Source organism: Bacillus sp. TH13 (genome assembly GCF_016651175.1).
Taxonomy (GTDB): domain Bacteria; phylum Bacillota; class Bacilli; order Bacillales; family Bacillaceae_G; genus Bacillus_A; species Bacillus_A thuringiensis_S.
This window is the reverse complement of sequence record NZ_JAEKEJ010000024.1, coordinates 26,728-40,057: the sequence shown is the minus strand read 5'-3', so window position 1 is coordinate 40,057 and position 13,330 is coordinate 26,728. Positions and strand designations below refer to the sequence as shown.

Genomic DNA, 13,330 nt, shown 5'->3' with positions numbered 1-13,330 from the left:
TTAGAATTTCATTTCCTAACGTCGACTCTGTTTCATTTAAACTATAAATTTCACTTTACGTTTTTAAATTCATATACTTCCGAATTCTAGCAACATCTAAAGAATATTCGATAACTAATTGCTGTAAAGGTAAAATAACTGTGTCAGGATATAAATGGGCATATTGTAATGTTTCTGCATATTTTTCTAACCTTTTTTCTAAATACTTTATTATTTGATCAGGATGACTTACTAATAAACATTTACAATAATAATGTATTTGTTCCTCAATCGCCGTGTATTCTTCAATTTCATATTCTTTATGCATGTGTACACCCCTTTAAGTTTTTTATATGAATTACTTATCACAATTTTCACTCGACAAATTTTAAGTTTTTTGATTATTTACACTATAACAAACACTCAGGGTCAAATTTTGTTACTTTATGTAACGTAGAAAATTTTTAACAAAATTGTAATGTTAACTCGTACAAAATACATAAAGCCCCTTTACTCATTTTTGTATTAAAAAATCGTACAACTTAATTTAGCTGCACGACTACAATTTCTGGCCTATTCAAAATTCTTTGCGGAATGATACTATTTCCTAATCCTCTACTCACTACCATTGATGTATTTTGTTCTACATATAAACCCGCTGTATATTTAGGTAAAACACCTTGATTTGGCGCGACTAATCCTCCGATAAATGGCAATCTAACTTGCCCTCCATGAGCATGTCCCGATAAAACCAAATCCAATCTCTCATTCGTATATTCCTTTATAAATTCAGGCCTATGGGATAATAATACATTATATCTATCTGGCTGCATTTCAATTTTCGCTTTTTTAATTTCATCTATTATAATATTTCCTTCATCACCGTTTCCAGTAACAAACTCTGGATCATCAATACCTAGCAAGTTTATTTCTTGCTCACCCTTTCGAATGCCTACATGTTCATTCCTTAAAACATTTACATCATATTTCTTCAACTCTTTTTCTAAACTGTTATACTTTCCAGACCATTGTTCATGGTTTCCTGTCACAAAATATACAGGATACTTCTTTACAATTTCTCGTATTAATTGCATACTAACTTCTGCATCGTATGATGTACTGTCAATTAAATCACCCGTAATTGCAATAATATCTGGATCTATGCTTTTTATTTTTTGAATTAATACCTCTTGATTATCTCCAAATTGTTTATTGTGTAAATCTGAAATTTGTAGAATTTTATACCCTTTAAAAGAGGAGGGTATTTTACTAGAGGTTATTTTAACCTCAGTTATACTTATTAAATTGTTCTGTAAATATAAAAAGATTGTAAAACCTACTAATATACAAATAATCATTACGATTCTATTAATCTTTTTTTCATATTTTCTCCTTTATATTCTCATCAAACACTTCTATATGCTAACTGAATTATATTATACTTTCTTGATATTTGTTTAAATTAATAAAATAATACAGTACTTGAAATTTCATATGAGATACGTCATATATATTCGTTATATTTTTACTTTTACCTTTTTAATAATAAGAACACAAAAACGACTCTTATCCCACGAAAAGAGTCGTTTTCTAACTTTATACTTTTAATACTTTCATGTTAAAAATGCGAGAACTAAAATACTATTACCTAAGAGCCTTAACTATAACTTCAGTTGCCTCTGCAATGAGTTGATTATCATAGGTAGCCTCTTTCTCATCTTTACTAGATAAAATTACGATGATAATTGGTGCTCTATTTGGAGGCCAAACGATAGCAATATCATTTCTTGTCCCGTAACTGCCAGCACCTGATTTATCTCCAACTACCCAGTCAGTTGGTACGCCTGCACGAATAAGTTTGTCCCCTGTAGCATTTCCTTTCATCCACTCTGTAAGAATTTTACGTTTTTCAGCTGGAAGTGCATTTCCGACCGTAAAAGCTTTAAGATTCGTAGCAATTGCTTTCGCTGTACTAGTGTCACGAATGTCTCCTGGAATAGCTTCGTTTAATGCTGTTTCAAAGCGATCAGACATAGTAATCCGATCCCCCATCTGCCTAAGCGCTTTTTCATATCCTTTCGGTCCGCCTATTTTATTAAATAAAATGTTCCCTGCAGTATTATCACTTGAACGAACAGCAGCCTCAGCAATTTCTCCTAGTTTCATTCCAGTATCTACATGTTTCTCTGTAACAGGTGAATAATCCACTAAATCTTCTTTCGTAAATGTAATCACTTCATTTAATGTATCAATTGAGTTTTGCTGTAGTAATACTCCTGCCGCTAAAGCCTTGTAGGTTGATGCGAAGGCAAATCTTTCATTAGATCGATAAGAGATTGTTTGATTTGTACCAGTATCAATCGCATATACACCTAATCGAGCATCAAATTTTTTCTCAAGTTGAGAGAACTCTTTATGCGTCGCCTGATTTTTATGTTTCACATGTCCAGTCTTTTCTTTCGCTTCAACTTGCAGTGCCCCTCCTGTAAAAGCTTCTAGGCTTGTAAGACTTAAACCTAATATACCAACGCATATTCCTATTTTTAGCATCCTCTTATTTTTCAAAACCATCATTCCTTCCAAATTTTTAGCACCTTTTTATACGTACACATAATAGACAATCACCGAACCAAACTTGTTCCATAAACTGAAAAAAATTTATAGCTAGTATGAGAGTTATTAACAAAATAAGAGATAGTAGCTATGATCGCCGCTATCTCTTATTTCACATTTCATTTTTTTACTTATAAATGGCTTTATATGAACAGGTCTCTTCCCTGAGAAAAGTACTCTAATTTTGCTTAGAACTACTTGTACTAGTAGCTTCACCATGTATACGTTGCTGTTTTAAATCAAAGTATACATCTAAAATTTCCTTTCCAATTATAGAATTAATTCCATTTTTATCATCATGGAGCCATGGAACTACTACGGAAAATGCTACTTCTGGATTATCATATGGAGCATATCCAACTAACGTTAAGTTATAGCATTCCATACGTTCTCCTTTTGCATTTCTGCCAATTGGGTCATCTCCACCATATACAGTTTGGGCTGTTCCTGTCTTTCCTGCTGGTTTATATGGCGCGTTTTTGAAATACTTCACGCCAGTTCCATCACCTTCTTGGAATACCCATCTAAACCCTTCTTTTATCCGATCGATATGTTCTTTCTTCATATCAATTCGATTTAATACGACAGGCTCCATGGAACGTATAACATTGCCAACCTCTTCTTTTATTGATTGTTCTCGTATTTCTTGTACAATTTGAGGTTGCATTCTATAACCACCATTCGCAATCGTTGAAATATATTGCGCTAATTGCAACGGCGTATACGTATCATACTGACCGATAGAAAAATCTAGTAAAAACCCAGGTTGACTATCTACTTTTCTCGTTTGTCCAATTATTTCATTCGGTAAATCAATACCTGTTGGGACACCTAAACCAAATTGCTTGAAATAATAGCGCATCGTATCAAATGCTCCTTGTTTAATATCCAATGAGCCATTTGGTACGTAATTAACTCCCGCAATTTTTAAAGCTGTCTGGAACATGTATACATTCGAAGATACTTGTAAAGCCCGTAAATCATTAATATTACCAAATCCGGATACATTCCACGATTTCTTAGCTTGTGTACCTTTAAATTTCATCGGCGCGTCATAAAATTGATCCCCTGGATGTATTGCCCCTGTCTCATATCCAGTTAATAAAGTAGCACCTTTTACAGCTGACCCTAACTCATACGAAGTTGTCATGTTACCTAATGCCAAATCCTCAACCTCTATTTTCCCTTCTTTTTCTACAATCTTTTTGCCTGCCATAGATAAAATTTGTCCGTTATTTGGATTCGTCATGACAACAAAAGCTCGATCGAGCAGTGGCTCTGAACTCTTAAAAGCTCTCAAGTTTTTCTCTATACTTTCTTCCACTTTCTTTTGTAATTCCATATCAATCGTTAATGTTAAACTATTACCACTTTTTCCTTTAGAGATTATTTCTGCGCTAACAATGTTTCCTGATTTATCAGTAATATTTTTCACTTCTTCTTTTGTGCCGTGTAATACATCTTCATATCGTTGTTCAATATAGCTTTTTCCGACACGATCATTACGGTTATATCCACGTACTAAATAAGAATCTAAATTTTCTTTCGGTAATCCTTCTTCACTACTCGTAATATTTCCTAATACAGAACGAAATAAACTACCATTTACATAATTACGTTCCCAATCAACAGTTGCATCTACTCCTGGAAAATTCGCGAGGTTTTCACTTATCCGCGCATACTCTTCATCTGTTACATCTTTTTTAATAATTTGTGGTGTTAGTTGATAACCTGAACTCATTTTACTTTTAATAGCTAACACCTTTAAATCTTGTGCTGTTAATTCTGCTAATTCTACCTCTGTAACGCGACCTCGTCTTAAGTCTTCTATTTTTTTATCTAACTCTTTCCCCTCTATACCCTTTTCTTTAAACTTTTCTATATCTTTCTTAGTAATCTTTGTCTCCGCACGTTTCGAATTCAACTGCATCCAAAAATCTTTTTTATCGATATCTGTTAATTTATTTATATCTTGTTCAGGCATTTCAAGTACTTTCGCCAAGTCTTTTGCTGTTTTTAAAATATCTTCACTCGTAATTCCCTTCACCCTTGTATACGTAATTGTGCGAAGAGATTTATTATTAACAACTGTTTTCCCTTCTCGATCTAAAATTTGCCCACGTGGAACTGGAATACTAGTTATTGCGTTTTGACTACTTTCCACTTGATTCTTATAAGCCTCTCCCTCAACGATTTGTACTTTTGCTAGCTGCATAATAATAGCTGAGAATAGTACAAATATGCAAAGGAACATTATATTTAATCGAATAGATATATATGTCTTCTGCTTCTTGCCTTTTTGTTCTTTCATAAATCCTCCATTTAATCCTTTCAGGAATTGCTGCATATACTAAAAGCATTCCTTATATATTAGATACCGATAATCGGTTATAAATATCGCCTCAATTTTTTGCTTAATCCTTGTAAGCATCCATTCCTTTTCGTTTAGCTACGGAATTAATAACTCTCCCTTCTTGTTTTCTCTCTATTTTTTTGCCACTTGCATTAGAAGTGCTAAACTGTATAATGACTCTTATTAAACTTACATATAAACTTGCTAGTAAATTTTCATGCTAATTATTCCTTTCTTCATGCTGTAATACTTAATAGACAACCTAAACAATAAAGTTGTTCCACATTTACAAAAAAAATAATTAAATATAAGATGAAATAGGCTACATAAGGGAGGGTTATATGTTACATACAAAAAGATGGAGATTTTTTGCGGTTCTTTCTATTGTAGGTTTGATTTTACTAATTTTATTAAAAATCAACTTCATTTCAATTACTATCGCAACTTCTTCAGCTGAAAGAGGAAAGATTTTTGATCAAAATGGTGTAATACTAGCTACAAATAAGAAAGTTAAGTCTCTATATTGCACTTCTAATGATGAAAAGCTATCGAAACAAGATACATCAAACACATTAGCTTTTTTTAATCAATTTTCAAACGAGTTTCAACATGATATTTCTACAGAGAACATAAAATCTCAATTACAACAATCTTGTAAAAAGCAGACTATGAATGACATACCGTTATACTCTGATATAACTGAGAATGAACTTGCATTCATAAACAAAAACAAACCCAATAATGTAATAATTAAAGATGAATGGATTCGATATTATCCTAAGCACAAAATTGGTTCACAAGTAATTGGGTATATAGAAAATGACCTTAATTCAACGCATATGGCTGTTGGAAAAAGCGGGATTGAGCTGCAATATGAAAATGATTTAAAGGGAAAACCAGGTAAAACTCTTATTTTTAAATTGAATAATAAAAAGTTCTTATGGAACATTCAAAAAGTACAAAAAGGTAAAGATGTACGGCTAGCTTTAGACTCTGAGTTGCAGCAAAAGGTAGAAGAAGCATTAAGATCTCAAATTAAGAAAACACCTGATGCTAAAGCTGGTTATGCTGTAGTGAGCGATGCAAAAACTGGCGCGATTTTAACTATGGCCAACTCGGCAGTTTTTGATCCAAATATATTAAATACACATGTATCTTCTAGAAAAGAAAACATTAAATCACTTTCGCAAAATAAAGCAATTCAAAAATTAAAGTATGGTGAATCTTATGTAAATATGGCTTCGACTATAAAGCCACTTACTATTTTAATTGGATTAAACGAAAAGCTTTTTCAACCTGAAGATACTTATTTAGATAAAGGTACTTTTCAGTATGATAATCAAAATAACATTACGAATGCACCTGGAACGCCAACAGGCGAGATTACACCGAGGCAGGCTATCATTAATTCATCTAACACATTTATGACAGCAAAAGTAGCTCTGCCATTATTCAACCAAAATAATGGCAATATAGAAAAAGTGGCACATATATGGACAGATTATTTGATGCAATTCGGCCTACGTTCTAAAACCGGGATTGATTTGCCCTTTGAAGAAGACGGACAATATGAATTCCATCCATCTAATAAATTTGAAAATGGGATTTCTGCTTTATTAAATGCCTCTTGGGGAGGAAATGAAGTGCATACCCCTCTTCAACTCGCTCAATATGCAGCAACTTTGGCAAGTAAAGGTGATAAATATAAACCTCAAATCGTAAGTGCGATTATTGGTCAAGATGGTAAGGAAACAAAAAAGTTTAAACCAATTTTAGAAAGTTCAAATCGTTACCCGATGAATTTTTGGAGTGTCGTGCAAGGTGGAATGAGTCAAAATATAGAGGAGATCAAAAAGTTGCCCTTTAACGTCGCAGGTAAAACAGGTATTACAGGTTTTCCAAATGAGCAAGAAAGAATGATAAATCATTCTCTTTTCATTGCATATGCTCCTACTGAAGATCCACAAATTGCCGTTTCTGTCGTTATTCCTGGTAGTAATTCAGAAAAAAACATTGCCGCTCTCGTTACATCAGAAATTTTAGAGTACTGGAATACTCTTCAAAAAGAGAATAAAAACAAAGAGGAAGGTTCATTAAAGTGAACCTTCCTCTTTTACCATATAGAATCTACATTTATTATTTTCCATATACCTTCATTATTCTTTTCGAACATAAATGAATATTTAATATCAGTTAAAATGTACTCTTTCTGTACATATCCAGTATTACCATCAATTGTCGAAATTTTTATATATCCATCATTCTGTACTTTTTCCGGAATCCAAGCTTTTACCATTTCATTAGATACTTCATATAAAACTTGTGATTCTCGCTTTGGTTCAGCTAAAATTTTCGTTTTATTTCCAGTAACAGTTGCATATATAAAATGTGCTTGCTTTGGTTGGTTACTTTCCGTCAATCCACTTGGTACTTTATATACTTGCTTTGTATCATTTGCAAACTCTCCCCCCATTGTAAGGGCGACTTGCAACTCATGAAAAATATCTTCATCAAACTTCAGTTCATCCTTCTTATAACTCTTCCCTTTAAATAGAACTTCATCATTTAACGCTTTATACAAGTCATTTTCATTTTTTGAGTTTATACTTTGATATAGTTCATTCATAAATTGTTTTAGTGATGGATCCTGAGCAGACTCATCTTTTGTTTTAGGCTTAATTTGAGTACTACTTTGTACCGGCGCTTTATTATCATCAAGCCAAGGTTGTTGAACAATGAAAAATAACATTGTACAAACCAAAACAACTACAATAGGTAATGCTTTTTTACGGAATGGTCTTTTATGTTTTACAAAATCCACTTCATTATTTTCGTATATAGACTGCTTTATTTTAGAAATAAATTCTTCTTCATCTTTACGATTCTCCATTGGGCCTTTTTTTATTTTTCTATACCAGTCAGGATTTTGTTTATTGTTCATCGCTACTACCCTCCCCTATTAATTTTGAAACCTTACTTCTCGCTCTACTTAATCTCGATTTTACAGTTCCAATGGATACTCCTAATGTTTCAGCCATTTCTTCATAAGATAATTCATATTTTGCGTCCAATATAATTATTTCACGGTGCTTTTTAGGTAGTTTTAATACAACCTTCCACACCTCATTCATTTCTTCTTGGTTAAAAAATTCTTGTTCTGCTGACAGGGATTGCTTATCGTCACTAAAAAATCCTATTAAAGATATCCTTTTAAAATAGGAGGATTTCAAATAGTTTATTGCCGTATTTCTTGTAATTTTTAATATCCACGTTCTAATAGATGACTCCTTTCGAAATGAATTCCAATTTTTAAACACCTTTATAAATACATCTTGCGTGATATCATCTGATAAGTGTGGATCTTTCGTAATAATAAATGAATAATTCCATACATCTTGCCAATGGTCTTTTATAACATAGTCCAGCTCATCATGATTACACTTTTCAATAAACGTCTGTTCCATTTCCACACCTCAAACTTATTTGAATAAACATAAAACTGCCCTCACTTTTATTATGGTTTCAATATATAGACAAGATACAAGTTTCATTTGTTCCATTGTTTATCTTTTTTCAGGCAGAATAATACTACTAAAAAAACAAGTAAAGCATACAATGATAAAAATCCACTCACAACAATCTATTTTTTTGAATTTCACGTAACACTCCACTTGTCCATTTCAATTTGCTATACCTTTCTATTTACCATTAACAATGCCAACTTTTCTAGAGTCACAGCAAAAAAGCATTCTCGATTAGAAAGAATGCTTTTTTGAAATTTAATTGTTCTATATTTTCCCATTTTATATCTTTGAGTTAAGCAAACATGTAATAAATTTAGCGAAAAAAATTCACCTTATAATTAAGTGTTATTTCTGAAATACATGTTTTACTTTTTCACCTGGAACGTTACTTCCTCCTCTTCCTTTTACATCTTCAATCATCATTGTAACAATCATGTCTGGCGCATTTGCATCGAAAGCTGCGAACCATCCCAGTTCTTTTCCGTCTGCTTCTTTCGACTCTTTCAGTTCTGCTGTACCAGTTTTACCAGCAAGCGTTACACCATCAACCTTTGCAATTCTCCCTGCGCCATCAGGGTCATTAATGACTTTGATTAATGCACTCTTTAATATCTCTTGATTCTTTTTAGAAACCACATTTTCTTTCCAATTCCCTGCTACTTTTGCTTCTTTTAAAAGATGTGGCGACGGAATATTCCCTTCATTCACAATCGGTGCATATGTTAATGCTAAATGAAGTGGTGTCATTAATACTTGTCCTTGTCCATAGCCCGTGTCTGCTAGTTGAATATCGTTTTTTATCCCATCTTTTGCAATGATTGAAATAGGAAATTCGTATTCGATTGGTAATTTTTCATGAAATCCGTATTTTTTAAATTCATTTACATACTGATCTTTTCCCATTTTCAAAGCTTGTTGAGCAAAATAAATATTATCAGAGTACTTCATTGCCTTATCAAAATCAATTGGACTTGCATCCTTCACACGCGTTACATAGTAATTTCCCCAAGATGAATCTTTTGTCCACTTCAATCCTTGAATTTTAAATTCTTCCTTCGGATTTATTGTGTTTGTTTCCAAACCAATTGCACCTGTAATCGTTTTAAATACGGAACCTGGTACAAATGCTTGTGTGAAGCGATTCATCATTGGTAGTTTCGAGTCGTTACTCCATGCTTCTCGTTGGGCTTTCGATGCTCCTCTAACTATTATATTTGGATTATAAGCAGGGCTACTTACTAGTGCGATTGTTTCACCTGTTTTAGGATTGACCGCTGCACTAGATCCTGCTTCAGTTTTCATCTCATTAAAGATTTTTTCTTGAATTGCAGCATTAATTGTTAACGTAACATTTTCTCCTTCTTTTGCTTCTTTTTTTGCTACGTTTTTAATCTCTTTCCCATTCTCATCTTCTATAAATACGCGTCCACCCTTTTCACCACGCAATTTATTTTCTAACACTTTCTCTAGACCGGTCTTACCTACTAAATCATCTGCTTGATAACCTTGTTTTTGAAGTAATTTTAACTCCTCCGCATTCACCTTTCCTATATATCCAGTTAAGTGTGCCGCTGCTTCACCTAATGGATACGTACGAATATTTACTGGGCGAGATGAAACTCCTTCTAATTCAATATAATCATTCTGTCTGGTTCCCTCTTTTAAAATACCAATTGGTACAAAAGAGTCTGGTTTTATCCATTTCGCTGTGAGCTTTTGTTCGACCTCTTCTATAGACATATCAAGTAATTGTGCTACTATTTCTTTCGTTTGCGCTGCTGTTTCGCCTAGTTTCTCTGGAATAATTCCAACCTCAGTTGCTTTACCATTCGTTGCAAGCCCTTTTCCATTTCGATCATATATTTCTCCGCGTTTTCCTTGCTCTATTTGCATACGTACTTTGTAATCTTTTTTCATTCCCGGGAAAATGAAGTCCGGTGTCCAATCTATTTTCCAAGATTCTTTATCTTTCACAAGTTTTGCTTCGTGGATGAATGAAACTGGTCCTACATCCGTATCCATCTTAACTTCAAAAAGAAAAAGCTCTTTATCTTTCGTATTCTCTCCTTTCATTTTAACTTTTAAATTCTTAGCTCCAATCCCCTCATAGATTTTTTGATATTTTTCTGTAAATTCTTTTTTAGAAATCGATTTTTTGCCATAATCTGATAAATAATCATACATATTTGCAAATTTTTTATCATTCCATAAATTGATATATTCTTCAAATGCTTGTTTTGGCGGTTCGTTTTTATTACATCCTACCAACATAACTGCGAAACAAACGAAAAGCAGCATCCATAATTTTTTCAATTCAATCTTCTCCCTTAGTTAAAAATGATGATTCCTTTCTTAATTTATTTAATAAAAAATGTTTTAACGCTTAATAGACAGTGTAAGTAATAACATTGTTCCATATTTACAAAAAATAGAACTAATTGGAATTCATCAGAAAGTAATAGATACATAAAAAACGCCATACTTTCTGTGAATTTCTACAAAAAGAATAGCGTTTTCTTATTTTATCTTTCTATATATGCTATACCATGAGCTCCTTGATTTACAGAAGGGTCTGCATTTCGATCTCCTGGATCAACTTCAATGGTATGAACATTCTTGTAATTAACTAAATCTAATACACTTATTGTCCCTGATCTAAAGTTAGAAACATATCCAACCGTTCCGTCCGTAGAAGAACGCATTGTAATTGGGAGTAAATCTACTTCTATTGTACCTAACACATTTAACGATTCTCCATCAAGAACAGAAACATACCCTGGTGCTGGAGAAAACATATTTCTTGTTCTCTCTCCATTCTTATTCTGAAAACGCGTATGTCCTACCAATACTTTCCCATCATTCGTTACATGAACCGGAGTAATTAAATCTGAAAATGATTTTGTCTTTATAATTTTATCGGTTTCTGTATTAATGATGCTAGGTGTAGGTTGCTCCTCTTTGTAGTCTCCAAGTAAACATGCATGGTGAAGGGATATAAACTCGATTACCTTTAGGAGAAATAGCTAGTTCTTCACTACCATAGGGCATAGATACTTTTCCAATTAACTCCTTATCATGTGTATCTAAAACCGATATAAAGGGCGCCTCTTTATTAGAGGAATATCCTTTTGTACCATCTGGATTCGTAACAAACCAATATGGACCTGTTGCTTCTGTAGAGATTCTATCTAGCATTTTTCTCGTGTTAGGATTAATAATTAAAATTCCTCCTTCACCAGATTCAACACTTACATACAATAAGTCTTTTTTTTCATTATAAACTAAACTATGTGGTGCAAATTCCGGCGAGATATCAATGATATCAATTACTTTAAATTGATCAATATTGATAACTAAAATTTCATGGCTTTTTTCCGGATTATTTCTATAAAAACCTGAGCGATAAGTAATACTTACATATAACAATTGACGCTTAGAATCGAAACATAATTCATGAGGTTCTGTAACTGGAGAATCTATAACCCCTATTCTTTCAAAATTTTTCGCATTGAAGAAATGGATTTGATTACCGCTGGAGCTAACGACCGCCAAAATAGGATTATTTTCTTTAGAAATATTCATTAATTAAACCCTCCTTGTTATTTGTTCCAAATTTCTTAAGTTCCATAGAAATCAGCATATTTAAGTAATATGTATTATTACTAAGACAAACAATAAACAATTTTCACCTTCTTTCAATTAAATTAGTTTAACTTATAATAAGCTAGACTAACTTTTATTCCGTAAAAATATGTTGAATTTAATAATCCAACATATTTATCTACCTTCTCCAACTTTAGCTTTTATACTTACATGTATTTTATTTAATAACTTTCCAATACTTTACTCCTCAATTAATGATGCACAAGAAGCACAGAAAGTAAGTAATTAGCGACATACCATTTCTTTATCTCGTGCATTATCAGATACTCATAACATAAATAAAACAAACTTAGCTGCCATTTAATTAGTTTCCCTTCGCTGCCGTTTTTTTAAATTCATTCTGCGTACAGCTCTATTCTTTGAGGAATCGTCCTATAGATTAACAAATTTGCTTCAGATTCTTTTTTATTGAACTATTCCTGTGTTGAAAAACTAACTATAATTAGTTAGCTTAACTAACTATAATTATAAATACATCCACGTTTTATCGTAATAGTTTTAAGAATCTTCGAATAAATGAATAGAGAGATAGAATTATTTTCATCATAAGATACATGATCTTAAGTTGATAGTGATGCATAACGAGAATTCCGTACGTTAAGAAAAAAAGTTGTTACATATGTAGTAAAGTTCTTTTAATTGTTTACTTCTCGCTCCACTATCAGCTTTTTTAACTAACACTTTAATTGTTTTAACAGCCTTTTGTTTAATTCCCACAAAGCTGTTTTGTTACTACCTCATTTCAAGAATATCTTAATCCAATTTAATAAAGTGAAACTTTAATCAGCCCTCACCAATCGGGCTGCCCGACAAATAGCCGGATAAACAACAATTTCAGTTGGTAGCAGGTTTGCTAAATCAGGAAATTGAGACGTATTCTACCATTACTTCTTTTGGAATCATACTCCCTCCTGTTCTTAATACAATATCCCTGTAAAAGCAGGCTCTACGTATTCTCCTAAATTATCAAAATCAACAATATCTAACACAACATCACGGAGTTTGCTTGCGACTTTGACATTGCCATCCACTACAAAAATTGCAATTCGTTTTTCTTCCATCTGTTTCATCCTTTCTACACCCTAGTTTTACAAAATAAGAAGTCATCAAAACTTATATTTATTACTTTCTGTTATCTCCTCTCTCTTGTTCTATGCATAGTCTATCTGAATTTTTATTAGCTGCTAAAAAAAGAATT

The 13,330-nt window shown here is 32.6% G+C and carries 11 protein-coding genes; 1 reads left to right on the top strand and 10 read right to left on the bottom strand.

The window, feature by feature from the left end; genetic code table 11:
• Window positions 1–55 precede the first annotated feature (55 nt).
• The 4 genes from JFU02_RS08000 to JFU02_RS07985 all read right to left on the bottom strand — a co-directional run bounded on the left by JFU02_RS08000 (window position 56) and on the right by JFU02_RS07985 (window position 4,903).
• On the bottom strand, window positions 56–307 hold the full coding sequence (locus JFU02_RS08000; protein ID WP_000548621.1) for a hypothetical protein: 252 nt from the start codon (window positions 305–307) through the stop codon (window positions 56–58).
• 214 nt (window positions 308–521) lie between these two features.
• A complete protein-coding gene (locus JFU02_RS07995) occupies window positions 522–1,337 on the bottom strand; it encodes a metallophosphoesterase (protein ID WP_003307094.1) in 816 nt (271 codons plus the stop codon).
• Between the two features lie 286 nt (window positions 1,338–1,623).
• Window positions 1,624–2,550, bottom strand: a complete 927-nt coding sequence (gene bla, locus JFU02_RS07990) for a class A beta-lactamase Bla1 (RefSeq protein ID WP_140337757.1) — start codon at window positions 2,548–2,550, stop codon at window positions 1,624–1,626.
• 220 nt (window positions 2,551–2,770) lie between these two features.
• Entirely contained in the window at window positions 2,771–4,903 is a 2,133-nt protein-coding gene (locus JFU02_RS07985) for a peptidoglycan D,D-transpeptidase FtsI family protein (protein ID WP_042972481.1), read from the bottom strand.
• A gap of 383 nt (window positions 4,904–5,286) precedes the next feature.
• Between JFU02_RS07985 and JFU02_RS07980 the strand changes: the two genes are divergently transcribed.
• Complete coding sequence (locus tag JFU02_RS07980) at window positions 5,287–7,047, top strand: peptidoglycan D,D-transpeptidase FtsI family protein (RefSeq protein WP_061665997.1); 1,761 nt, start codon at window positions 5,287–5,289, stop codon at window positions 7,045–7,047.
• 11 nt (window positions 7,048–7,058) lie between these two features.
• Here JFU02_RS07980 and JFU02_RS07975 read toward each other — a convergent pair whose 3' ends face one another.
• The 6 genes from JFU02_RS07975 to JFU02_RS07950 form a co-directional block, all read right to left on the bottom strand.
• The gene (locus JFU02_RS07975) at window positions 7,059–7,886 is read right to left on the bottom strand and encodes an SH3 domain-containing protein (protein WP_086406139.1); all 828 of its coding nucleotides are present in this window, start codon (window positions 7,884–7,886) and stop codon (window positions 7,059–7,061) included.
• Window positions 7,876–8,409 (bottom strand): RNA polymerase sigma factor, encoded by a 534-nt coding sequence (locus JFU02_RS07970; protein WP_000438325.1) that lies wholly within the window; start codon window positions 8,407–8,409, stop codon window positions 7,876–7,878. The genes JFU02_RS07975 and JFU02_RS07970 overlap by 11 nt, the downstream gene beginning before the upstream one ends.
• 405 nt (window positions 8,410–8,814) lie before the next feature.
• Window positions 8,815–10,782, bottom strand: coding sequence for a penicillin-binding transpeptidase domain-containing protein (locus JFU02_RS07965; protein ID WP_000737759.1), 1,968 nt, complete (start codon window positions 10,780–10,782; stop codon window positions 8,815–8,817).
• A gap of 209 nt (window positions 10,783–10,991) precedes the next feature.
• Window positions 10,992–11,264, bottom strand: a complete 273-nt coding sequence (locus JFU02_RS07960; protein ID WP_000492602.1) for a YncE family protein — start codon at window positions 11,262–11,264, stop codon at window positions 10,992–10,994.
• 142 nt (window positions 11,265–11,406) lie between these two features.
• Complete coding sequence (locus tag JFU02_RS07955) at window positions 11,407–12,051, bottom strand: YncE family protein (RefSeq protein WP_003306921.1); 645 nt, start codon at window positions 12,049–12,051, stop codon at window positions 11,407–11,409.
• Window positions 12,052–13,049: 998 nt separating this feature from the next.
• Window positions 13,050–13,202 (bottom strand): hypothetical protein, encoded by a 153-nt coding sequence (locus JFU02_RS07950; protein ID WP_000812115.1) that lies wholly within the window; start codon window positions 13,200–13,202, stop codon window positions 13,050–13,052.
• Window positions 13,203–13,330 lie beyond the last annotated feature (128 nt).

Coding starts and splice junctions, on each gene's coding strand:
- JFU02_RS07955 (WP_003306921.1), bottom strand. CDS start 12,051: ATGAATATTTCTAAAGAAAATAATCCTATTTTGGCGGTCGTTAGCTCC.
- JFU02_RS07960 (WP_000492602.1), bottom strand. CDS start 11,264: ATGTTTTCTCCAGCACCAGGGTATGTTTCTGTTCTTGATGGAGAATCG.
- JFU02_RS07995 (WP_003307094.1), bottom strand. CDS start 1,337: ATGATTATTTGTATATTAGTAGGTTTTACAATCTTTTTATATTTACAG.
- JFU02_RS07975 (WP_086406139.1), bottom strand. CDS start 7,886: ATGAACAATAAACAAAATCCTGACTGGTATAGAAAAATAAAAAAAGGC.
- JFU02_RS07980 (WP_061665997.1), top strand. CDS start 5,287: ATGTTACATACAAAAAGATGGAGATTTTTTGCGGTTCTTTCTATTGTA.
- bla (WP_140337757.1), bottom strand. CDS start 2,550: ATGGTTTTGAAAAATAAGAGGATGCTAAAAATAGGAATATGCGTTGGT.
- JFU02_RS07970 (WP_000438325.1), bottom strand. CDS start 8,409: ATGGAACAGACGTTTATTGAAAAGTGTAATCATGATGAGCTGGACTAT.
- JFU02_RS08000 (WP_000548621.1), bottom strand. CDS start 307: ATGCATAAAGAATATGAAATTGAAGAATACACGGCGATTGAGGAACAA.
- JFU02_RS07950 (WP_000812115.1), bottom strand. CDS start 13,202: ATGAAACAGATGGAAGAAAAACGAATTGCAATTTTTGTAGTGGATGGC.
- JFU02_RS07985 (WP_042972481.1), bottom strand. CDS start 4,903: ATGAAAGAACAAAAAGGCAAGAAGCAGAAGACATATATATCTATTCGA.